Below are 23,183 nucleotides of genomic sequence, written 5' to 3' on the forward strand. Positions count from 1 at the left end.
GATAATGAAATCAACTTATATAAAACTATTATTTTTTATAGTAATAATAACAGTCCTTGGTTCTTGTTCAGATGATTTTTTAGATAAAAAACCTACTGAATTTGTAGATTATGATGGAGCAACTAAAAGTACAAAAAACTTAATGACTCTTTTAAATGGTATTCATAGATCATTATATATTCAGTACGAAGATCAAAGTCAATCGGGTTTAGGTGGTTTGATGGAACAAGTTGATATTGCTGGTGATGATGTAGTTTTTCCAATCACAAACGGATGGTTTTTGCAGGTGTACAACTGGAGTGCATTAAATAATGTTAACTCTACTGATATCCGTTTTCCTTACAGAACATATTACCAAATTATCAGAAATGCTAATACAATAATTAATGCAACTGATGCAGCTATTGGAACTGTTGAAGAAAAGAATATTGTAAAAGGACAAGCTTTACTTTACAGAGCATTTTGTCATTATCAATTAGTGCAATTATTCGGAAAAAGTTATGTGAATGGCGAAACTAATTTACAACCAGGAGTTCCAATTATTTTGACTGTTGGTAGCGAAAGTTTTCCTCGTTCAACTGTTGAAGAGGTATATGCCCAAATCAATAAAGATTTAGATGAAGCTAACGTTTTACTGGTTGGATATGACAAACCTAACAACTCACATTTAGATTTATGTGTTGCACAGGGATTAAAAGCAAGAGTTGCACTGACGCAAGGAAACTGGTCAATTGCAGCAGATTATGCTAATAAAGCAAGATCTGGAAAGGCTTTAATGTCAACAGATGAATATGTTTTAGGTTTTAATGATTACAATAATAGAGAGTGGATGTGGGGAAGCCATATTAATGAAGTTCAAACTCAATATTTTGGAAATTTTGGAGCTTATATGTCTAGAAATTTTAGTTCGACCGTTATACGTTCATGCCCAAAAGCAATCAACAGTAAATTGTATAATATGATTCCATCAACTGATGTACGTTCTACGATTTTTGATAAAACAGGAAAACATACCGTATTAGCTTTGCCTTCGAATTTCTCTAAATTTCCTTATACGAGCCAGAAATTTTTAGCCATAAGTGCAGGAGATAGTAGATGTGATGTTCCGTATATGCGTGTTGCCGAGATGTACCTAATAGAAGCAGAAGCAAAAGCAAGACTTGGAAGCGCAGATGCAGCAACCATACTTTTTGAATTCGAAAAAACTAGAAATCCCTCTTATACTTTATCTACAAATTCTGGACAAGCTCTTGTTGATGAAATTTTAATTCAAAGAAGAATAGAATTATGGGGAGAAGGATTTAGATTCTATGATTTAAAACGTACAAATTCTACACTTGACAGAACTGGTGCAAATCATGATTCTGGTATTACTAATGGTGTAATGACTATAGCACCGTCAGACAAAAGGTGGCAATGGCTAATTCCAAAAGCAGAAATTGATGCAAATCCATTAATTGAGCAAAATCCTTTATAAAAAGTAAAAAGCCGTTAGTTCTATGAACTAACGGCTTTTTCACAACTAACACAAACCATTTTTATTTTACGAACTTGTCGATTATTGCATCAGATTCTGCTTTTGTAGCGTCTGGTTTTAAATCAAATAAAAGAGAATAAAGTGCTTTTCTATCAACTTTTGCTTCTAAGTTTAAATCTTTATGTCTATCGAATAAAGTTTGCCATTTATCACGAACGTTTTTCCAAAGTGCATTGTTTGCAACCCACCATTTTTGTCCCGCAATACATTTGCTGTCTGCTACTTTTGTGTAAACGTCAAAACCTTTTTCCTGAGCCAACATCACATCTTTCCCGCTGTCATCTCTGATGAGTTTATCATTGTCCTGCTCATGATTCCATCCTGTAGCCGTGATTTCGTGAATGTTTCTTCTTTTTAAAACATTGTAGTCATTACGTTTTGTTTGCTCTCTTCGAGGAAGTGGTGCATCGGCAACATTTGCCCAGTAATCTTTTCCGTCAACATGTACCCAAGTAGAAGATCCTTCATATCTTGGACTATCATCAACCTGATATACTTTTTGAGTCCATTGACCTTTAACTGCTTTTTTGTCTAGTTTGTTATATTTCCAGGAAGTGCCTTTATTAAAAGAATATAAGTCTGTGTTTTCATACATCCAGTCTTGTCTCCAGTGTTTAATGATCATATCATCACTTACAATCAATAAATGCTGCATTACGATTTTGTTTGGAGTATCCTCTAATAATTCAACCCATTCTAAAGCAGATTCGTGTTTAGTCTGAGAAGGTTTGTATGTTGCTGAATCTTTTGCGTATTGAAAAGTTTCTGCAAAATTAAATTTTACTTCATAACAACCACACATTGATTTTATTGACTTAATGTCTTGTTGTTTTTTGTCCTGACTGAAACCAAGGCTGCAAGTCAAAGCCATAACAGCTGAAAAATAGAGACTTTTTGAAATCATAACTTATTTTTTTGTTTTTAAATTTTTGGCAAATATATATAATTTATTTAGAACAAATAAAAATAGTTTATATATTTGCGGCATTATTAAGACTGAATAAAAATAATGAAAATTAAAATTACTCTTTTTGCTGGACTTCTTTTTTGTACCTATTCTTTTGCTCAGCAGAAAGATAGCATTGTCTCTCAGGAAAAACTTTCTGAGGTTGTTGTTACAGGACAGTTTGAACCACAATCTATAAAAAAATCTGTTTTTAATGTACGTGTAATTTCAAAAGAAGATATAAAACAACTGGCAGCAAACAACTTGTCCGATGTTTTAAATCAATATTTAAATATTACAGTTCAGAATAGCGGAAGTGACGGTCGTTCTACAGTTTCGATGTTTGGTTTAGATTCACAGTATTTCAAAATTTTAGTAGATAATATTCCATTAGTAAGTGATACCGGAATGGGAACAAATGTTGATCTGACACAGGTGAATCTTGATGATGTAGAACGTATCGAAATTATCGAAGGTTCGATGGGAGTAACTCACGGGGCAAATGCCGTAAGTGGTATCTTGAATATTATTACGAAAAAAGGTGGGCCTAATAAATGGGATATCAGCGCAACTGTCCAAGAAGAAACGGTTGGGAATGAATATTCGCTTTCGGATAAAGGACGACATATTCAATCTGCAAAAGTTGGGCATAATTTTAATGATAACTGGTTTATTAATGTTGGAGGAAATCATAATAATTTTGAAGGTTTTTATGATGATAAACAAGGAAAAGACTATACTGTTAATGATGGTTTAAGAGGATATAGCTGGCTGCCAAAAGAGCAATGGGTTGGAAATGCGATGTTAGGATATCAAAAAACTAATTTCAAGATTTTTTATAAGTTTGATTATTACGGAGAAAATGTACATTTTTATAGTCCAATCTTAGTTCCTCAGGATAATTACCCTTTTCCTGAAACGTATTTTGCAAGAGATAAACGTTACTTAACAAATCGTTTTTACCACCATTTAAATGCAAACGGAAAACTACTTTCTAAGTTAAATTATAATGTTTCATTGTCGCATCAAAAACAAGAACGTGATGCTGAATTATTTGATTATCAATTAGAAACTGAGCAAGAATCAAATAATAACAGATTTACTTATCAATCTAAAGAAGTTCTATATTCTACAGGAACTTTAAGTAATTTCTTTAACAATAAAATGATTGATTTTCAATTGGGTTATGAAATTACAAATGAAAATGGATTTTACAGCGGTGCTGCGGGAACTTTCTTAGATAACGTTTTACAATCTGTTGATGTTAGAAAGCGACTGGAAAACTATGATGTTTTTACAGTAGCAGAAATTAATTTGTCAGATAAATTTTCAATTCGTCCAGGTTTACGTTATTCTTTTCAGTCCGCTTTTGAAAATCAATATGCTAGTTCTTTGGGACTGAGGTATCTTTTCAAAAAAGGATTAGAAGCTAGAGCATCACTTGGAAAATCATACCGTACACCAAATTTTGACGAACTCTACACTTATTTTGTTGACTCTAATCATAATGTTCAGGGAAATCCTAATCTGGTTCCAGAGAACAGTACATCGTATGAAGTTAGTTTTAAAAGACTTTGCAATTTTAAGTCGGGAGCACAAATTGCTAATAATGTCGCAGTGACATTTTTAGATGTTGATGACAGAATTGATATGGTATTAACACAAATTACTCCATCAAAATATAAATACATAAATATTAACAAATATAAAATGTGGAATATTTCAACAACAGAACAATTCGCTTACAAAAACTGGAATCTAAAAGTTGGGGCCGCTTTAGTTGGAATTTCGCAAAAACTTGATTTGGCTGAATTAAATATAAGTTCAGATGATAAATTCTTGTATTCGTTACAGTTAAACTCTAGCGTTTCATACAACATTCCTAAATGGAACACATTATTTGCACTTTATTATAAATACAATGGGCAACAGCAACAATTTGCAGCGGGAACTGATGAAAATGGCAACGCTAAATTTTATTTAAACGAAATAAATCCATACAGCTGGATGGATGCCTCAGTTCGAAAATCATTCTTTAATAATCAATTTGAAGTGACCGTTGGAGCTCGTAATATATTTGACGTCACAAATGTGCAGATTGTACAAGGCGGAGGGTCGACTGGTGGCACGCATGGTGGCGGAGTCTCAGCAATGATGCTTGGATATGGACGCTCTTATTTCCTTAAACTTACGTATAACCTAAATTTTAATTAATATATAAATACCTTAAATACCATGAAAAAGAACTTTATCTTAATGCTTGCTTTCGTCTTACTTGCTTTTACAGCTTGTAACAGTGATGACGATGTGGTACAAGTTAATGCAGTTGCTTTTGCAGCGACATCATTAAATTTAACAGCAAAAACAACTCCAATTGAAGTGAAATTTGCTTCCCCAACAGCAGCTGCTGGATCGTTAACAATATCTTTTGTTGAAACGGCTGTTGCGAGTGGTACCGATTTTAGTACTTTGCCAGCTGCGACAGGAAAAACAATTGTAGTTCCTTTCGAAAAAAATGTTTCTTCGGTAAGTTTTTCTTTTACCAAATTAAAAGAAGCGATCGAAGGTGAAGTAAAAAATGTTGTTTTTACAATTAGTAGCGCTACAATCAATACTGTTATTTCTGAAAACAAATCAATTCAGGTTAACTTTAATGAAACGGCTTCTTTGGGTACAGCTTTGGCTGCCGAAGTTGGTGGACCTTTACAACCAAACCAGGTATATGTTGATTTGAGCAGCGGAAAAATGACAACAGCTGTTAGAAATTCTTGGGATTTAGGATTTTATTCTGGTGCAGATTTTAGAGTAGTTTTGAATAGTTCTGTAAAAATGTCTGCTAAACAATTAGAGACCACTAATATTGATGAAGCTCAAATCGAAGATGCTACTATGATTATTGGACAAGGAAGTGGAATTGGTTCTCAAATTGATGATCCGACAGGAGATATTCTAAAAACTACTATTGCTGAGGTTTCAGCAACTGAAGGAAATAATAAAGTTTATTTGATTTATTTAGGTAATAAAACTGCTGATGCGAATCCTGTTTTAGGAAAAGAAGGAGCTGTAGGTGGAGCTGCCAGAGGTTGGAAAAAAATCAGAGTTTTAAGAAGTGGTAATGATTATAAAGTTCAGTATGCTGATATTGCAGCAACTACTCACAAAGAAATTGTTATTACTAAAAATGCAGCATACAATTTTACATTTTTTAGTTTATTGGAAGATAAAGTTGTAAATGTTGAACCACAAAAAGCACAATGGGATATTAATTTTACAACTTTTACAAATATAATTCCTGGTGGAACAACACCATATTTCTATCCGGATTTTATACTTAATAATACAAAAGGTGGTGCACAAACATATCAGGTTTTAGTTACGGCTACAACTACTTATGATAATTTTACACTTGCAAATGTTGAAGCTGCAAAATTTACAGCAGATCAAAGAAATATTGGCTCAAATTGGAGAGGTACTACAGGAGGCGTAGATGCAGCTGGAAACCCAATTTCTCAGTTTGTTCTTAAAACAGATCGTTTTTATGTAGTAAAAGATCCGGCAGGAAATGTTTATAAATTGAAATTTACAGGTGGCGCCAAAGCTGATTTAGAAAGAGGTCATCCAACATTTCAATATGCAATCTTAAAGTAATTTAAGACTAAAAAATCTAAAGATTATAAAAACGTTTTAATTTAACTTAAGGATGCCACGGCATTACAATTTAGTTAATCATTAGCTTTGTTTTTTTTATTTTTTTTTGATAAAGAGGTTAGATTCGTCTGGCCTCTTTTTTTGTTTTTAGATTATTGTTAAAAAGAATTATTAATTAATGTTTAATTCTATCTTTGCACATATTTTTTTTACAGGGAATTAACAGGAATTTTAGAGATTTAATTTCTAAATACCATACTTTAAAGTTTTAAATTACAAGTGAATACAAAATCCTATTTTTTTCAGTCTTTTGCCATTGTAGCATTAGCGTTTGTTGCTTTTATTGGATTCAAGCAGATTTTGCCAGATAAAATTTTTTCTGAAAGCAAAATGAATTCCAAAAATGTACTGATCGATAGCTTACTTTTAGAAGCCGTAGCTAAAGATTCGTTAAGTGAAAATGACAGTATCAGCTCAATAGAAGATGGTCAGGGAAAAGAAGAAATCGTTTATAATAACATCGAAGGAATTGAATTTCCATCTGAAACTTTTGATAATTATAAAGGATATCAATACCTGTTGTCCTTCTATGAAAAATTATATCAACTGGAGAAAAATCCGGAATCTAATGTCAGAATCGCTTATTATGGAGATTCAATGACAGATGGAGATTTAATTGTTCAGGATGTAAGAACAAATTATCAGGAACGTTTTGGAGGAAACGGAGTTGGTTTTGTATCAATAACTTCAGAATCGGCGGCATCGCGCGGATCTGTAAAATCTACCTATTCTAAAAACTGGAAAACACAATCGTACTTAAATGTAAAACATCCTTCAAGTCCTTTTGGAGTAAATGGTCATGTTTTTTTTGCAAATGATAAAGCAAACACAACATGGGTTCAATATGAAGCAGGAACCAATAAATATTCGACAACATTAGATAATCCAACTTTGTTTTATGGAAGATCATCTAAAAAAGGAAAAGTGAATTTTATTATCGGAAAAGATACTTTAAAGAAAAGTCTTGCTGCAAATAATTTAATCAATACCTTAAAAGTAAGTTCAGGACATTTAAAAGCATTTAAAGCTAATTTTATAAATGCAGATTCTATTCCGATTTATGGTTTCAATTTTGATAACGGAAGCGGAGTTCACGTGGATAACTTCTCGCAAAGAGGAAATTCAGGATTGCCAATTTCAACATTCAACGCAAGTGTAATGCAAGGATTTAATAATAATCTGAAATACGATTTGATTATTTTGCATTACGGAACCAACGTACTGAATTACGGAACCAAGAATTATTCATGGTATGAAAAAGGAATGACAAAAACAGTTAATAAAATAAAAGAATCTTTCCCTGGAGTTTCTATCCTAATCGTTTCAACGGCTGATAAATCGACCAAATACGATCAGGAAATGAAAACCGATTCGGCTGTAGTACCTTTAGTAAAGTCTCAAAAAAGATATGCATTGGATACAGAATCTGGTTTTGTGAATTTGTATACCTTAATGGGAGGAGACGGATCGATGGTAAAATGGGTTGATGAATCGCCGGCAAGAGCCAATAAAGATTACACACACTTTAATCAGCGTGGAGCAAAAGCAATAGGAAACTTATTATACAGTCAATTAAATAAAGGCTACGAAGAATATAAAATATTGCGTGAAAAACGTGATGCTGTCTCTCATCAACAAAGAGCAGCTCGAAAAACAAATACAGATTCCGTCTCTGTAATAAAAGATAGTGTAAATGAATAAACTGATTATTTTTTTCTGTTGTCTTTTTTTCTCAACAAATGATAAGACACCAAAAGCAGATCCACTTCCAATAACAAAAAGTATGATTCACAAAGTCGATTCAGTAATGATTGATCCTGTTTCAGATGATCCAATTTACAATGCAAAGGTATTAGAAGATTTTTTTGAAAAGTTAAAGAAAAACGAAAGTCAGAATGATCAGAAAATAAATATTGTTCACATTGGTGATTCTCATATTCAGAGTGATTTAATGACCAATGAAGTTAGAAAAAAACTACAGCAAAATTTTGGTAATGGTGGTCGTGGCTTGGTTTTTCCTTATCAGTTAGCTAAAACAAATGGTTCTTACAACGAACGATTTTATTCTAATCGCGCCTGGGAAAGCTACAGAAACATCTACCCACACAAAAATGTTCCCGTAGGTTTATGCGGTATAGGACTTTGGAGAGATACCGGTGGATTTGCAGTAGAATTGAGAGTAAAAGATCCGGCTTATAAATTCAATACAATCCGAATTATTACACCTCAAAATCAGAATATGTTTGATTTAGCTACTTCATCTCAGGTCAATCTGATTCAGTCGACAGAGAAAAAAGTAATCACGCACAAAATAAAAAAAGGAGAAGCAATTTCGACTATTGCCGATAAATACAACATTTCAGTTTCGGAGATTAAGAGAGCAAACGGTTTAAAGTCAAATAACATTCGTGCGGGAAGAACACTTAAAATTCCAACAAACGAGACAAAACCAAAAACAATTAAAAGTTCAGAATTTGTTTCATTAGATATAGAATCCGATTCTTTTTCTCATTATTATAAATCGGAAAAAGCTTTAGAAAAAATTTATTTGATTCCGAATAAAGACGCTTCAAAATATGAATTGAACGGAATTATTTTAGAAAAAGATGCTCCTGGCTTAATTTATAACTCTATTGGAGTAAATGGTGCAAAATATTCAGATTACAATAAATACCCTTTGTTTTTTGAGCAGTTAAAAGCATTACATCCTGATCTATTGGTTTTTTCGCTTGGAACAAATGAAAGCTATGAAAAACTGGAAGCTGTAGATTACATTAAACACCTTAGAGAGTTTATACGTAATATAAAAGAACAAAACATAAATGTTCCTATAATTGTGATGACGCCACCGCCATCTTTATTGAGAAGAAAGCCAAACACCTACATTAGGGATTATACGAGAGAACTTTTGGAAACAGCAAAAACCGATGGTTTCGCAGTTTGGGATCTATACAACGAATTTGGAGGAATGGACGGAATAAGAGGTTTAAAAACTCAGGGATTAATTGGCCCGGATTGGGTTCATTATTCTAAAAAAGGATATGAGAAACAAGGAAACTTGTTTTCGGCGGCATTTTTAAAAGCATACGATAATTTTAAATTAAGAAAGTAAATTGATAACAATAGATAGCATTAATGATTGGTTCATTCAAAATTTTGGTGCAATTTCAATAGAACAGGTTAAAGGTTGGTTTGTATATAATCCAGACGAAAAATTATTATTTAATACCGGTTTATTCTTAGGATTATTTCTGGTTTTCTATTTTGTGTACGCCTTTTTACGCAAAACATTTTATTTGAGATTAACCTATGTTATTCTCTTCTCGCTTTTCTTTTATTACAAGTCAAGCGGTATTTACTTTCTGTTGCTTTTGCTTTCGTCTGTAGTAGATTATGGTCTGAGTCAGATTATATTTAGAGCAACTAAAGACACTACTAAGAAAATATATCTTGTAATAAGCGTGATCCTGAATTTAGGATTATTAGGGTATTTTAAGTACATGAACTTTATGATTGTAACATTCAATGATATGTTTCATGGCAATTACCAGCTTCATGATATATTTCTTCCTGTCGGAATTTCATTCTATACCTTCCAGTCGATGAGTTATATTATTGAAATTTACCGTGAAGAAATTAAACCGACAAAAAACTATATCGAATATTTATTTTTCGTTTCGTTTTTCCCGCAATTAGTAGCCGGGCCAATTGTACGCGCAAAAGACTTTCTTCCGCAGATTTATCAAAAACTAAATCTGACACAACAAGATGTAAACAATGCTTTGTTTTTGATTATTGGAGGATTAATAAAGAAAACAGTAATTTCAAATTATATCTCAGTAAACTTTGTCGATCGTGTTTTTGATACACCTTTAACGTATACTTCTTTCGAGAATTTAATGGCATCTTACGGATATGCGATTCAAATCTATTGTGACTTTTCAGGATATTCAGATATGGCAATCGGAATCGCTTTGTTACTTGGATTCAAATTACCGGTCAATTTCAGAACGCCATACAAATCAACTTCGATTACTGATTTCTGGAGAAGATGGCATATTTCACTTTCAACCTGGTTAAAAGATTTCTTATATATCTCAATGGGAGGAAACCGTGAAGGATCATTTGCAGGATATTTATTTCCAAGTTTATTTTTCTTCGGATTATTAGTTTGGGGAATCACAAGTTACAACACAAGTGTAATTCCGTTAATTGTTGCTTCAGTTTCAATATTACTTTTCTGTTTATCATTTCTTCTATCGAGCAAAAGAAAACAAACTTTAGTAACCAATTTAAACTTATTCACCACAATGCTTTTGGGCGGATTATGGCACGGAGCGGGAGCACAATTTATTGTTTGGGGAGCACTACACGGATTAGCCTTGGCAGTTCATAAGATTTTTGTTGAATTTTTCCCTTCGAAGAAAGATAAAAAACCAAACTTCTTGTGGAGATTCTTTTCAATAGTGATTACATTTCATTTCGTAGTTTTCTGTTGGATTTTCTTCCGGGCAAGAGATTTCGAAACAGCTTTGCAAGTAATAAACAATATCGGACAGTTAACATTTGAACCAGAACTTTGGCAAACGGTAATAATTGGATACAAAAATGTATTCTTATTAATGTTGTTCGGATATGTTTGGCATTTCCTGCCAGAAGTTTTTACAGACAAAATGAAGCTGGTTTTCGACAAAACACCATTACTATTAAAAGCAGTAATTTTAGGTTTCGTTTACTGGATCGTTTACGCAACATCCGTAGCAGGATCACAACCTTTTATTTACTTTCAGTTTTAATTTTAAAGGTTCAAAGAGACAAAGTTACAAAGGCGCAAAGGTTTTTCCTGTTGCGCCTTTTTTCTTTTGCCATTAAGGCGCTACGACGCAAAGTTTTTTTTCTCGCAGATTTTGCAGATTAGACAGATTGTTTTTTAGTGTCAGTATGAGAAAAAATCAGCGAAATCTGCAAAATCTGCGAGAGAAAAAATGTTAGTTTAGGTAATTCGGGAAATTAGCGTAATTAGTGGCAAAAAACCTTTGTAACTTTGTCTCTTTGAACCTTAAAAAATAAAAATTGCCTGAAATGTCTAATTAGATTATCTTTGCACTTCAAATAAAGAAAATAGTATGTTTGATAATTTAAGTGATAAGTTAGATAAAGCGTTCCATATATTAAAAGGACACGGTAAAATTACAGAAGTAAACGTTGCCGATACTTTAAAAGAAGTTCGTCGTGCATTACTTGATGCCGATGTTAACTTTAAAATTGCCAAAGATTTTACAACCAAAGTAAAAGAAAAAGCAATTGGTCAGGATGTATTAACTACGCTTCAGCCAGGACAATTATTGGTGAAGTTAGTTAAAGACGAACTGACTGAATTAATGGGAGGTGATGTAGCAGGAGTGAATCTTTCCGGAAATCCAAGCGTTATTTTAATGTCTGGACTTCAGGGTTCTGGTAAAACAACTTTCTCAGGGAAATTAGCTAATTTCTTAAAAACAAAGAAAAACAAAAAGCCACTTCTTGTAGCGTGTGATATTTACCGTCCTGCGGCGATTAATCAGCTTCATGTTGTTGGAGATCAAATAGGGGTTGAGGTTTACTCAGAACCGGAAAATAAAAATCCTGTTCAAATTGCTGAAAATGCAATTAAACATGCAAAAGCAAACGGTTTCAATGTTGTAATTGTCGATACAGCCGGACGTTTAGCAGTAGATCAGGAAATGATGGATGAAATTGCACGTGTACACAAAGCAATTCAGCCACAGGAAACATTGTTCGTTGTAGACTCTATGACAGGACAAGATGCTGTAAATACGGCAAAAGCTTTCAACGATATCCTGAATTTTGATGGAGTTATTTTAACCAAATTAGATGGTGATACTCGTGGTGGAGCAGCAATCTCGATTAAATCGGTTGTAAATAAACCAATTAAATTTGTAGGTACTGGTGAGAAAATGGAAGCAATTGATGTTTTCTATCCAGATCGTATGGCTGAGCGTATTCTTGGTATGGGAGACGTTGTGTCTCTTGTAGAAAGAGCTCAGGAACAATTTGATGAAGAAGAAGCAAGAAAACTTCAAAAGAAAATCGCTAAAAACGAATTTGGTTTTGATGATTTCTTAACGCAGATTCAACAAGTGAAAAAAATGGGTAATATGAAGGATTTGGTTGGAATGATACCAGGAGCTTCAAAAGCCATGAAAGATGTTGAGATCGAAGATGATGCTTTCAAACATATTGAAGCAATCATCCACTCGATGACGCCAATCGAAAGAAGCAAACCTGCCATAATCGACGTAAAAAGAAAAGCCAGAATCGCTAAAGGTTCAGGAACTAAAGTCGAGCAAGTAAATCAGTTAATGAAGCAATTCGACCAAATGAGCAAAATGATGAAAATGATGCAAGGTCCAGGCGGAAAAAATCTGATGAAAATGATGGGAGGCATGAAAGGAATGCCAGGCGGAATGCCGAGATAATAAAATTAAAAGTTTCAAGTTTAAGGTTTCAAGTAATAAACCTAAAATTTGAAACTTTTTTAATTCAATAAATATTAAGTTTCGCATACAACGTGAAACATGAAACTTTAAACCTGAAATAAAACACAATGCAACTACTAGACGGTAAAAAAACATCTAACGACATTAAAAACGAAATCGCAGTCGAAGTTCAATCCATAAAAGCAGCCGGAGGAAAAGTACCTCATTTAGCAGCGGTATTGGTGGGAAATAACGGAGCAAGTTTAACTTATGTAGGAAGTAAAGTAAAATCTTGCCAGGAAATTGGTTTTGATTCTACTTTGGTTGCTTTGCCTGAAGATATTACCGAAGCAGATTTATTAGCTAAAATCAAAGAATTAAACGAAGACGATAATCTTGACGGATATATTGTTCAGTTACCTTTGCCAAAACATATCGATGAGCAAAAAATCTTATTAGCAATCGATCCTGATAAAGATGTAGATGGTTTTCATCCAACAAACTTTGGAAGAATGGCTTTGGAAATGGAAAGTTTTATTCCTGCAACACCATTCGGAATCATGGAATTGCTAGAACGTTACAAAGTAGAAACTGCAGGTAAACATACCGTTGTAATTGGAAGAAGCCATATCGTAGGCCGACCAATGAGTATCTTAATGAGCCGTAAAGGAAATCCTGGAGACTCAACAGTTACACTTACACACAGTCGTACTAAAAATTTAGCAGAATTTACTAAAAATGCGGATATCATTATTACCGCTTTAGGAGTTCCGGAATTCTTAAAAGCCGATATGGTAAAAGAAGGAGTAACGATTATCGACGTTGGAATCACACGTGTAGACGACGCATCAAATGCAAAAGGATATGTGATCAAAGGAGATGTTGACTTTGACGGCGTAAGCAAAAAAGCAGCATTTATTACACCAGTTCCTGGTGGAGTAGGACCAATGACAATTGCGATGTTACTTAAAAATACTTTGCAAGCAAGAAAAATGAGAAACGCAAGAAATAAATAAAACTGCGAAAAATAAATTTACAAAGCCTGTTCAATTGAGCAGGCTTTTTTTATGCAATCAGTTTAAAAATTTATAACACATAGAAACATAGAATTTAAGTTTTAAAAAAGAGTATAGAAGAGAAACAACTTTCTCCAACATAGTTAAATACCAGCTATGTTTGTTTAAAAAAAAGTGAAACGCCTTTTCTGCATTTACAATATCTATGCTTCTATGTGTTTAAAAATGTTCAAAGACTCTAGTTTTAATATTTAATTAATAGTTTAAAGTTTCGGTTTCTAAAAATAATGGATACTTTTGCGCCACATAAAAAAAACACTTCTCCAAATGGACGATTATTATTCGTTAGTATTAAATTAAAGTAGCATTCTGAATTTCAAAATGCTACGCTAAACACGCAGAATCTTGAAATGAAAGCCTTTTACAAAAACAACAACGGATTAACTCAAATCAAAGAATGGACTCCAGATTGCTGGATCAGCATTGAATCTCCAACAGAAACAGAAAAAAAGTATTTACTGGAAGAACTCCAGATTCCCGAAGCATTTTACAATGATATCGAGGATATCGATGAACGTCCTCGTATCGAAATTGAACATGGTTGGACCTTAATCATCATGAGAGTTCCCATAAAAAGTGACGATGTCAAACTTCCTTTTCAGACCATTCCTCTTGGTGTAATTTTTAAAGAAGATATTTGCGTTACCATTACTTTTTATAAAACAGAAATCATAACCGATTTTGTATCCTACTCGCAACGTAAAAATATAGAAATCAAAGATAAATTTGATTTAGTTTTAAGATTACTATTGTCATCAAGCGTTTGGTATTTGAAATATTTAAAGCAAGTAAGTCAAAAAGTAAAATTGGCCGAAGATAATTTAGAAAAATCAATTAAAAACGAAGAACTTCAGGCCTTACTACAAATCGAGAAATGTCTGGTTTTCTTTATTACTTCACTAAAAGCAAACGATGTTTTGTTTCAGCGTATTAAAAATCTGAAAGCCCATAAAGCAAATTATGATTTAGAATTGCTGGAAGATGTCGAAATCGAATTAAATCAGGCTCAGGACACGGCAAATATTCATAGCAATATCCTGACCGGAATGATGGATGCCTATGCCTCTGTGATTTCCAACAATATGAATAATATAATGAAGCAAATGACTTCGATTTCGATCATATTAATGATTCCAACACTAATCGCCAGTTTGTACGGAATGAACGTACCAAACGGTCTGGAAGAAAGTAAGTATGGTATCTGGATATTACTGTTAGTTTCTGTAGTACTATCTACTTTTGGAGTTTTCTTGTTTAAAAGAAGAAGATGGTTTTAAAATAAACCAATATAATAGCAAAAGCCTGTTCGCTAAGAATGGGCTTTTTTTTATGCATTTGGGCGTGACCGTGTTTCGCAAATGGCGCACCAAACTTACCGCATATACGCGCCATTCGCAAAACACGGTCGGGCTATCCGCGCTACTTCGGTAGCATGCTTCTATCCCTCACGCGCTTAAAAGTTCTTTATATATCTGCAAGGTTTTCAAAATCTTGCAGATATAATTGGGAGAACATTCAAGAAATAGATATTCGTTTAGATATTCCTGCAAGGTTTCCAAAACCTTGTAGGTATTAAGTTACGCCTTTTTTCAACAAAAACTAAAAACTAAATTTATATTAGGATTAAAAATATTCCTGCAAGGTTTCCAAAACCTTGCAGGAATAGGATCTAAGATATTAAAAATAAAATCTAAATTTTAGTTTGTCAATTCAAAATAAATAATAACTTTGTAACGCAAAGTACTTTAATTATGAATCAGAAACACCAAGAAGATTTAGCACATATTCGTTCCATGATGGAGCGCTCTTCACGATTTATATCCTTAAGCGGACTTTCAGGAGTCTTTGCCGGACTTTCTGCCCTAATTGGAGGATTATATGTGTATGAACTTTTTAAGCTAAACGGTATTGAGTATTTTACAGACGAACATTTGGTGCTAACCGGAAGTCTGGTTTCTCATTTGTTCTTTACCGGAATTGTAATCTTACTTTGCGCTTTTGTATTTGGAGCCTTTTTTACCATCAGAAAAAGTAAAAAATATAATTTGCCAATCTGGACATCGGCAACAAAAAACATGTTGTTTAATCTTGCCGTTCCGCTTTTTATGGGAGGAATATTTTGTCTTGCATTAATGTACCACGGATATTTTGGACTTGTAGCACCAACAACTTTAATATTTTACGGACTAGCCGTTATAAATGCAGAAAAATATACATTTTCGGATATAAAATATTTAGGTTTTTCTGAGCTTGCTTTAGGATGTATTTCGCTTTTTTATATCGGATATGGTTTACTATTTTGGATCTTTGGATTCGGAATCCTGCATATCATATACGGATTAGTGATGTTCAAAAAATACAAATAACCCAATGGGAATTATTGATAAATTAAATAAAGATTTTGAGAGCCGTGTCAGACTGGGTATTATGTCCGTTTTGATGGTTAACGACTGGGTAGATTTTACCGAGATGAAAACCCTTTTAAATATCACAGATGGTAATTTAGCAAGTCATTCCTCAGCACTTGAAAAGTCGCAATATATAGAAGTAAAAAAAGAATTTGTGGGTAAAAAGCCCAAAACCTCTTATCAGGTAACTCCTTTAGGGCGAGCAGCTTTCAAAGAACACCTTTCTTACCTTGAAAAACTAATGAAATCTTAATAACTATATTTTTTTGTCTAATAACTTTGAATTACAAAGTACTTTTAATTAAATAATCATGAAAAAACATCACATTATTTTAGTTTGCAGTTTCCTTTTTCTACTGCTTTTTTACAAACAGGATCCGGGTATAAACGTATCACTTTTTGGGTTGATCTTAACGGGATTTATTTGTTATTTCTTTCAGGAGCGGTTTACAGAGCGCTCACATTTAATGTTGGTAATTACTTCAGTGCTGTCTTGTCTCGCTTTTGCCTGGTATGGAGATGCAGCTTCATTTTTTGCATTAGCACTATCAATTTTGTTTTTACAGCTTAAAACTCAGGATAACGAACTAAAAATCGTTCAGGTTTTTCCAATCGCATTCATAAATGGATTTACTTCAATAGGACGCATTTTTATCTTTAGACAATGGCTGCCCGAAAAGAAAATCCATAACAATTTCGCCAAAAAATTAGTAGCATTTGTTTTAATTCCGGCTATTTTCCTTGGATTGTTTTTTATTGTGTATTCTTTTGGAAGCGACCATTTTTTGGCCTTATTTACAGATTATACGTTAGATCTCGATATTCCGCAGCTTTTACTTCTTAGTATAGCAGGATTTTATATTTCATTCAGTTTTTGGAATTATTGGGTACCTGAAGTTTGCTATGAAAAAAATGAACTGCTTGATAATGAATTTAAAAATATAGAGGAAGTTGAAAATCAAAATACATTCTCATTTCTGGATTTAGATTTCGAAAGAAAAAGCGGTGTAATTACATTACTGTTATTGAATTTGATGTTGCTGGTTTTTATTGTAACCTACAATTACGAACAGTTTTTTGAAGTTATCGAAAAATCAAAACTAAGCTTAGCCACACATGAAAGAGTAAATGCAGTTATCTTCTCTATTCTTATGGCAGTGGGTGTAATTATGTTTTATTTTAAAGGCGGATTTAATTTTGATAAAGAAGCTACTTCACTGAAGCGTCTTGCAAAAATCTGGATTATTCTAAATTGCGTTTTAATCGTTAGCACGTTTATCAAAAACACAGAATACGTTTCGGCTTTTGGATTAACTTACAAACGTTTAGGTGTGTATGCTTTTCTGATTTTGAGTATTATTGGTTTGATATATACTTTTTTAAAAATCGCTAAACAAAAAACAAATGCCTATTTAGCAAACCAAATGGTTTGGTACTTCTACGGAACGGTTCTTTTATGCAGCTATGTTAACTGGGGAAATATAATTACTAATTACAATATCTCAGTCAATAAAGGAGTCGAACCTGTTTTTTTAAGCAAATTAAATTTTAACGATGATGCGCGAAGAGAATATTTTTTACAAAATAATTTAGATGGAAAACATCCGGAAATGGATAGGGAAGAGTTGATTGGGTTTTACCAAAATTCCGGGTTCTTGTCTAAAGCACTGTACTACGATTTTCTAAAAACTCAAAAATAAATGCAAATGAAAAAACATCATAAAAAAATATACTTTTATGATGTTTTTTTTTAATAAAATACGTGTCATTTAGTTTAAATATGAGATATTTGCCGTTCAAAAACAAATTAATCCCTAACCTGCAACAACATGAAGAAAATTACAATGCTGCTTTTTTTAGCATTAGCCAGTTACTCTGCATTTGCCCAGAGAACTGCTGATGAGGTACTAAAAATGAATTCAAAGATTGAAGATTTAACACAAAACCTGATTACAGGAATTATTGTAGTTAAAGAAGGAAATATCGTAAAAGGTATTAGCCCTGAAACAAAAGCTGAAGTATGGAGCTTTGATGCCGATAAAAATGTTGGCGAAGCAACTACAATGGAAACGTTAAATATGCTTGATGATCAAACTAAACTTGATGTTAATAACATGTTTGCCAGCAAACGTATCCTTAAGCCAATTGAAGGGACTCCTTATGTAGAGGCATTGGTAAATTACAAAACAGTTCTTATCAATACATTTGATGGAAAAGTAGTTTACAATTCGGCTAACTACAAATACAGAGTTTTTAACAGTCAGTTTTTATACGGTGAAAACCAGTATTTAGTTAAAGGTGCTGAAAACGGAAAAGTAGTTGCATCCTTAATTGATTTAAATACAGGAAATGTACTTTGGAAAACAGAACAAGGAGAGGCCAAAAGTGTATTTGCTTCAATGTTTACTTTTAAATCAAATTTTTCTAATGAAGCAGAAGTAAGTGATTCTACAATTTATTCACTTTATATGGGTAAATTATCAGCAATTGATAGAACTACAGGAGCTTTAAAATGGACTGGAGAATTAGAATATTCTAAAGTATTTCCAACTCAAAACAACAAAAACTTAGTTGTAATTAACAGCAAAGGATTAATCTCATTTAAACAATACTTGAATGTTTTAGATGCTGAGACTGGAAAACCAATCTGGGAAGATGCAATCAAAACAAAATATATTGTTTATTTAGAAGATTGGGGTGATAAAATTTTAGTGGCGCACAACAGCGGATTTAACTTTTATAATTTAAAAGACGGATCTAAAGTTTGGAAAAAAGACGCTCGCGGGGACGGATTGAAAAGAGTAATTTCTATTGATGGAGATTATTTATATGTTGCTGAAAACGAAATGATGCTTATTGACAAAGATGGTCAAAAGAAATGGAAAAGCTTTATCGAAATATCTGATGATAAAGAAGATGCTATTAACTACTTAGGAAAAGTTGATGATAAAGTTTTATACTTAACAGCAACTTATGGTAATCTTGTAGATTATAAGTCTGGTAAAAAATTATGGAGAGGAAACTTAAAATTTAATGCAAACCGCCCGTTATTAAATGTTTTCGATGAAGAAAACAATCAGTTCTTGGTTTACAATGACGAAAAACTTTTCAAGTTTGATACAAAAGTTGCAGACAAGCCAGATCCATTTGCAAAAGTTAATATCAAGAAAGAAAAAGAATTAAATTCTATCGAATTATTTCCATGGGGCGTTGCACTTTCAGGTCCAACAGAGGTTATGGGAGTAAGTAAAGAAGGTAAAGTTTTATATCAAAAAATATATACACAACCTGGTGATGGTGCAAGAGCATGGGGACAAGCTTTAGCTACTGCAGGATCTATTGGTTTAGGTGCTGCCGCGGGATATAACGCAGTAGTAGGTTCGGAATGGAAAATGGTTTATATTGATCCTGCAACAGGAAAAGAAACAGGTTCTAGTGTAATCAAAAAACAAAACGATAAACAATTAGAAAGAGCGGCAAAACAAGCTGGAGGATCTGCTTTATTAGCCGATGTTTCTAAAAGATTTGCAAAACGCTTTGATGCAATGAGACAAAGCCGTGACTTCTCTTATATTTTTGCTAAAGATGAAGCAACACAAAAGAAAGTTTTGGTAAAAGTGAAAAAAGACGACGGAACAGAATTAGATAAAATCCAATTCGAAAACATGCGTCCAATTTATGAAGTTGACTTTGCTACGCAATCAGTTTATTATATTTATGAAAATGAATTAAGAATTTTCAACAACAAGAAAATCTAATCCAAAATTAAATAAAGTAAAAGGCGTATTGATTAATTTCAATACGCCTTTTTTAATGTTATAAATTTTATTGATCTCCTCTTTTCTTAAATCTCGGATCATGTTTAGAAATAAACGTTGTTCTTCGGGTTGGAGCTTCAACTTTTGGCAGACTTGCTTCTTCCGTTTTGCTGGAAGGTTCAATTAACTGATTTAGCTCTTTTATTTCAGCATCGGTTAAATCACGGTAACGCCCAACAGGAATATCCAAAGAAATATTAATAATCCGGATACGTTTAAGTGCTGTAACCTCATAACCTAAATATTCAGCCATTCTTCTAATCTGGCGGTTTAAACCTTGTGTCAGAATAATTTTAAAAGTGTATTTGCTAATTTGCTCTACTTTACACTTTTTGGTCACAGTATCCAGAATCGGAACACCATTTCCCATTTTTTGTATAAAACGATCTGTAATTGGTTTGTTTACTGTTACAGTATATTCTTTTTCGTGATTGTTTCTTGCACGCAAAATCTTGTTTACAATATCACCATCATTAGTCATAAAAATTAAGCCTTCACTCGCTTTATCCAATCTTCCAATTGGGAAAATACGTTTTGGATAATTGATATAATCAACAATATTGTTTCGAACTTCAAGATTGGTGGTGCATTCTATTCCGGTAGGTTTATTGAAAGCCAGATAAACCAGTTTTTCGTGCTTTTCTACGATTAACTTTCCGTCAATGCGTACTTCATCATCCGGAGAAACTTTTGTTCCCATTTCAGGCACAGCTCCATTTATTGTTACGCGTCCTTCTTCGATAAGTTTATCGGCTTCACGACGGGAACAATAACCGGTTTCTCCAATAAATTTATTAAGACGTTTTAAATTCTCTTCCATACTGCAAAAATAGACAAAAGTTTAGACATCTTGGATTATTGGAGATCTTAGATTTTTTTGAGGAGTCGAAAAACTAGTTTTTGTATTTTATTTCAAAAGAAAAAAGCTTAGAACCTTACTAGGAAACCTATGTCCCTTTGAACCTTTGCTACTTTGTGCCTAAATATTAATCATGAAAATGAGAACTATCCTCCGGAGTTTCTTTTCTTTCAAACATTCCGTAATCCCGAACTACAGTTGCAATTCTTAAATGATAATCTTTAAAAACCTCATTTCTGCCTTTTGCCTGTGCATGGCGATGCATCTCGAGATTTCTCCATTGCTGAATACTTTCTTCATCACGCCAAAACGATAATGACAGAATTTTTCCGGGATCATTAAGGCTTTGAAATCTTTCAATAGAAATAAATCCGTCAATATTGCTTAATTCGGGTTTCAGACTTGCAGCAATATCCAGATATTCTTCTTTTTTTCCTTCGTTTGGAATTACTTCAAAAATTACAGCTATCATGTTAATTTTAGATTTTAAACGTCATATAAAAAAAAGCTTAGAGCCTTAGCGACCTAGAGGCTCAGAACCTTCAGAAGAAAAAAGAAACGCAATCACTTTATCATACAATTCATCATCATGCATTCCGTGGCCTAAACCGCTGGTTTCAATAAACTGACTATTTTTCCATTTGCTGGCTATTTTTTTACCCTCTTCAAAAGCAACAATTTTATCTGAAGTATCGTGTGCAATCAATCCCGGAATGTTAAAACCAGAAGCAAATCTTTGTCCTGAAAAATCTTCGAGTTTAAAGTTGAAACGATCCATGAATTTACTTTCTAAAAGCGAAAACATTTTGGTGTTAAGACTTAACATTGAGATATAATTGTCTATCAAAGTTTTTAATTCTGAAGGCGCTCCCAAAATAACCATTTTGTTAATACTGGTATTTGGAAATAAATATTGATGATAAACGCAAGCCGCGCCACCAATTGAATGACCAATAATAATAGTAGGCTGATATTTTTCGACTGCTTTATTAATGAATTCTGCATAAAGCGGAACATTAAATTCTTTTCCGCTGCTTTGTCCATGCGCAGGTGCATCAATTGCGATAATGGTACTTCCTGATTTTTGTAGATGTGGCAAAGTTTTTTTCCAGCGTGATGCATTACTTTCCCAGCCGTGAATCAAAAGGATTTTAGTTTCGTTTCCTTTCCAGACATAAGTTTGAAAATGATGTTCATTATGATGAAAAGTTTCAGTATGCGTGTTTTTCAACACTTTTGGCAAACTGTCTTTTTCTAATCGGCCAATTCTGGGCTGACTAAAAAGTGAATATGAAAGTTCAACAGCTTTTTGCGGACGCACATAACTTAAAAAATTAATATATGATCCGACTGATTTTAATGTAATGAAACGAATTCCTTTTTTGATTCCCAAAACTAATATTTTTAGTTTTTAAAGGTAGAAAAAAAGTCTGCCACGAATTACACAAATCTTCACTAATTATTTTTTGTCTCGAAAATGAGAATAAAAATTAGTGCAATTAGTGTAATTCGTGGCAAAAATGGCAAAAAATGACAAAAAAAAAGTCCCGATTTAATCGGGACCTTGATATTTAGAATTTAGAGAACAATTGTTCCATTTTTTCTTTTTCTTCTTCTGCTAAAGCAGTGTCAACTAAAATTCTTCCAGAATGCTCATCAGTAATGATTTTTTTTCTTGAAGCAATTTCAACTTGTGTTTGTGGTGGAATAGTAAAGAAAGATCCTGCAGATGCACCTCTTTCGATAGAAACTACTGCTAAACCATTACGAACACTAGTTCTGATTCTTGTATAAGCTGCTAATAATCTGTCTTCAATTTGAGAAGCATATTCAGCAGATTTCTCAGTTAAGAAGATTTCTTCTTTTTGAGTTTCTGCCATAATAGCATCAAGTTCAGATTTTTTATGTTTTAAATGTGAACTTTTTGCGTCAAGCTTTTCTTTTAAATTAGAAGTAACTTCTTTTTTATGTTCGATAGAAGCTTTCATTTCTTTGATTTGCTTTTCAGCCAATTGAATTTCTAATTCCTGAAATTCAACCTCTTTTGTCAAAGAATTAAATTCTCTGTTATTACGAACTGATTCTTGTTGTTTTGTGTATTTTTTGATAACCTCTTTATGCTCCTCAATAGCAATTTTCTTTGCTTTGATTTGCTCCTCAATCACTTCAAGTTCACCTTTCAGTTTCTCTGAACGAGTGCTCAAACCTGCAACTTCATCTTCTAAATCTTCTACCTCTAAAGGAAGCTCCCCTCTTACGTTTCTGATTTCGTCAATTCTAGAGTCAATAAGCTGTAAATCGTATATTGCTCTTAACTTGTCCTCAACACTTAATTCTTTCGTATTCGCCATA

18 protein-coding genes are annotated in these 23,183 nt (G+C 33.0%); 13 read left to right on the plus strand and 5 right to left on the minus strand.

Annotation, left to right across the window (positions count from 1 at the left end; genetic code table 11):
* Window positions 1–4 precede the first annotated feature (4 nt).
* Window positions 5–1,477 (plus strand): RagB/SusD family nutrient uptake outer membrane protein, encoded by a 1,473-nt coding sequence (locus KHA98_RS16285; protein WP_213258959.1) that lies wholly within the window; start codon window positions 5–7, stop codon window positions 1,475–1,477.
* A gap of 61 nt (window positions 1,478–1,538) precedes the next feature.
* On the opposite strand, the gene KHA98_RS16290 is transcribed toward KHA98_RS16285, so the two are convergent.
* A complete protein-coding gene (locus KHA98_RS16290) occupies window positions 1,539–2,441 on the minus strand; it encodes a DUF6607 family protein (protein WP_213258960.1) in 903 nt (300 codons plus the stop codon).
* A 105-nt stretch (window positions 2,442–2,546) separates the two neighbouring features.
* Here KHA98_RS16290 and KHA98_RS16295 point away from each other — a divergent pair, with 105 nt between their 5' ends.
* The 12 genes from KHA98_RS16295 to KHA98_RS16350 all read left to right on the plus strand — a co-directional run bounded on the left by KHA98_RS16295 (window position 2,547) and on the right by KHA98_RS16350 (window position 19,912).
* Window positions 2,547–4,697: a TonB-dependent receptor plug domain-containing protein gene (locus KHA98_RS16295; RefSeq protein ID WP_213258961.1), complete on the plus strand. Its 2,151-nt coding sequence runs from the start codon at window positions 2,547–2,549 to the stop codon at window positions 4,695–4,697.
* Window positions 4,698–4,718: 21 nt separating this feature from the next.
* Window positions 4,719–6,131 carry an HmuY family protein gene (locus KHA98_RS16300; RefSeq protein WP_213258962.1) on the plus strand — a complete coding sequence of 471 codons (1,413 nt, stop codon included), beginning with the start codon at window positions 4,719–4,721 and terminating at the stop codon, window positions 6,129–6,131.
* Between the two features lie 279 nt (window positions 6,132–6,410).
* Entirely contained in the window at window positions 6,411–7,892 is a 1,482-nt protein-coding gene (locus KHA98_RS16305; protein WP_213258963.1) for an SGNH/GDSL hydrolase family protein, read from the plus strand.
* A complete protein-coding gene (locus KHA98_RS16310; protein ID WP_213258964.1) occupies window positions 7,885–9,303 on the plus strand; it encodes a LysM peptidoglycan-binding domain-containing protein in 1,419 nt (472 codons plus the stop codon). The genes KHA98_RS16305 and KHA98_RS16310 overlap by 8 nt, the downstream gene beginning before the upstream one ends.
* Window position 9,304: 1 nt before the next feature.
* Window positions 9,305–10,987: an MBOAT family O-acyltransferase gene (locus tag KHA98_RS16315; RefSeq protein ID WP_213258965.1), complete on the plus strand. Its 1,683-nt coding sequence runs from the start codon at window positions 9,305–9,307 to the stop codon at window positions 10,985–10,987.
* A 330-nt stretch (window positions 10,988–11,317) separates the two neighbouring features.
* On the plus strand, window positions 11,318–12,670 hold the full coding sequence (gene ffh / locus KHA98_RS16320; protein WP_213258966.1) for a signal recognition particle protein: 1,353 nt from the start codon (window positions 11,318–11,320) through the stop codon (window positions 12,668–12,670).
* 128 nt (window positions 12,671–12,798) lie between these two features.
* Entirely contained in the window at window positions 12,799–13,686 is an 888-nt protein-coding gene (locus tag KHA98_RS16325) for a bifunctional 5,10-methylenetetrahydrofolate dehydrogenase/5,10-methenyltetrahydrofolate cyclohydrolase (RefSeq protein ID WP_213258967.1), read from the plus strand.
* Between the two features lie 410 nt (window positions 13,687–14,096).
* The gene (locus tag KHA98_RS16330) at window positions 14,097–15,023 is read left to right on the plus strand and encodes a magnesium transporter CorA family protein (protein ID WP_213258968.1); all 927 of its coding nucleotides are present in this window, start codon (window positions 14,097–14,099) and stop codon (window positions 15,021–15,023) included.
* A 474-nt stretch (window positions 15,024–15,497) separates the two neighbouring features.
* Entirely contained in the window at window positions 15,498–16,112 is a 615-nt protein-coding gene (locus tag KHA98_RS16335; RefSeq protein WP_213258969.1) for a hypothetical protein, read from the plus strand.
* 4 nt (window positions 16,113–16,116) lie between these two features.
* Window positions 16,117–16,407 (plus strand): winged helix-turn-helix domain-containing protein, encoded by a 291-nt coding sequence (locus KHA98_RS16340; RefSeq protein ID WP_089055859.1) that lies wholly within the window; start codon window positions 16,117–16,119, stop codon window positions 16,405–16,407.
* A 58-nt stretch (window positions 16,408–16,465) separates the two neighbouring features.
* The gene (locus tag KHA98_RS16345; RefSeq protein WP_213258970.1) at window positions 16,466–17,854 is read left to right on the plus strand and encodes a DUF4153 domain-containing protein; all 1,389 of its coding nucleotides are present in this window, start codon (window positions 16,466–16,468) and stop codon (window positions 17,852–17,854) included.
* Window positions 17,855–17,983: 129 nt separating this feature from the next.
* A complete protein-coding gene (locus KHA98_RS16350) occupies window positions 17,984–19,912 on the plus strand; it encodes an outer membrane protein assembly factor BamB family protein (protein ID WP_213258971.1) in 1,929 nt (642 codons plus the stop codon).
* 67 nt (window positions 19,913–19,979) lie between these two features.
* On the opposite strand, the gene rluF is transcribed toward KHA98_RS16350, so the two are convergent.
* The 4 genes from rluF to KHA98_RS16370 all read right to left on the minus strand — a co-directional run bounded on the left by rluF (window position 19,980) and on the right by KHA98_RS16370 (window position 23,182).
* Entirely contained in the window at window positions 19,980–20,792 is an 813-nt protein-coding gene (rluF, locus tag KHA98_RS16355) for a 23S rRNA pseudouridine(2604) synthase RluF (protein WP_213258972.1), read from the minus strand.
* Window positions 20,793–20,958: 166 nt separating this feature from the next.
* The gene (locus KHA98_RS16360) at window positions 20,959–21,303 is read right to left on the minus strand and encodes an antibiotic biosynthesis monooxygenase family protein (protein WP_213258973.1); all 345 of its coding nucleotides are present in this window, start codon (window positions 21,301–21,303) and stop codon (window positions 20,959–20,961) included.
* Window positions 21,304–21,348: 45 nt separating this feature from the next.
* On the minus strand, window positions 21,349–22,224 hold the full coding sequence (locus KHA98_RS16365; RefSeq protein ID WP_213258974.1) for an alpha/beta fold hydrolase: 876 nt from the start codon (window positions 22,222–22,224) through the stop codon (window positions 21,349–21,351).
* Window positions 22,225–22,402: 178 nt separating this feature from the next.
* Window positions 22,403–23,182, minus strand: a complete 780-nt coding sequence (locus KHA98_RS16370) for a zinc ribbon domain-containing protein (RefSeq protein WP_213258975.1) — start codon at window positions 23,180–23,182, stop codon at window positions 22,403–22,405.
* Between the last annotated feature and the right edge of the window lies 1 nt (window position 23,183).

Origin of the sequence: Flavobacterium branchiicola (assembly GCF_018383905.1) — a bacterium.
GTDB lineage: Bacteria > Bacteroidota > Bacteroidia > Flavobacteriales > Flavobacteriaceae > Flavobacterium > Flavobacterium branchiicola.

Bases quoted from the DNA above. Each gene is read 5' to 3' on its own strand.
- KHA98_RS16290 (WP_213258960.1), bottom strand. From the start codon at position 2,441: ATGATTTCAAAAAGTCTCTATTTTTCAGCTGTTATGGCTTTGACTTGC.
- KHA98_RS16285 (WP_213258959.1), top strand. From the start codon at position 5: ATGAAATCAACTTATATAAAACTATTATTTTTTATAGTAATAATAACA.
- KHA98_RS16300 (WP_213258962.1), top strand. From the start codon at position 4,719: ATGAAAAAGAACTTTATCTTAATGCTTGCTTTCGTCTTACTTGCTTTT.
- KHA98_RS16325 (WP_213258967.1), top strand. From the start codon at position 12,799: ATGCAACTACTAGACGGTAAAAAAACATCTAACGACATTAAAAACGAA.
- KHA98_RS16350 (WP_213258971.1), top strand. From the start codon at position 17,984: ATGAAGAAAATTACAATGCTGCTTTTTTTAGCATTAGCCAGTTACTCT.
- KHA98_RS16335 (WP_213258969.1), top strand. From the start codon at position 15,498: ATGAATCAGAAACACCAAGAAGATTTAGCACATATTCGTTCCATGATG.
- ffh (WP_213258966.1), top strand. From the start codon at position 11,318: ATGTTTGATAATTTAAGTGATAAGTTAGATAAAGCGTTCCATATATTA.
- KHA98_RS16360 (WP_213258973.1), bottom strand. From the start codon at position 21,303: ATGATAGCTGTAATTTTTGAAGTAATTCCAAACGAAGGAAAAAAAGAA.
- KHA98_RS16370 (WP_213258975.1), bottom strand. From the start codon at position 23,182: ATGGCGAATACGAAAGAATTAAGTGTTGAGGACAAGTTAAGAGCAATA.
- rluF (WP_213258972.1), bottom strand. From the start codon at position 20,792: ATGGAAGAGAATTTAAAACGTCTTAATAAATTTATTGGAGAAACCGGT.
- KHA98_RS16340 (WP_089055859.1), top strand. From the start codon at position 16,117: ATGGGAATTATTGATAAATTAAATAAAGATTTTGAGAGCCGTGTCAGA.
- KHA98_RS16295 (WP_213258961.1), top strand. From the start codon at position 2,547: ATGAAAATTAAAATTACTCTTTTTGCTGGACTTCTTTTTTGTACCTAT.
- KHA98_RS16330 (WP_213258968.1), top strand. From the start codon at position 14,097: ATGAAAGCCTTTTACAAAAACAACAACGGATTAACTCAAATCAAAGAA.
- KHA98_RS16310 (WP_213258964.1), top strand. From the start codon at position 7,885: ATGAATAAACTGATTATTTTTTTCTGTTGTCTTTTTTTCTCAACAAAT.
- KHA98_RS16345 (WP_213258970.1), top strand. From the start codon at position 16,466: ATGAAAAAACATCACATTATTTTAGTTTGCAGTTTCCTTTTTCTACTG.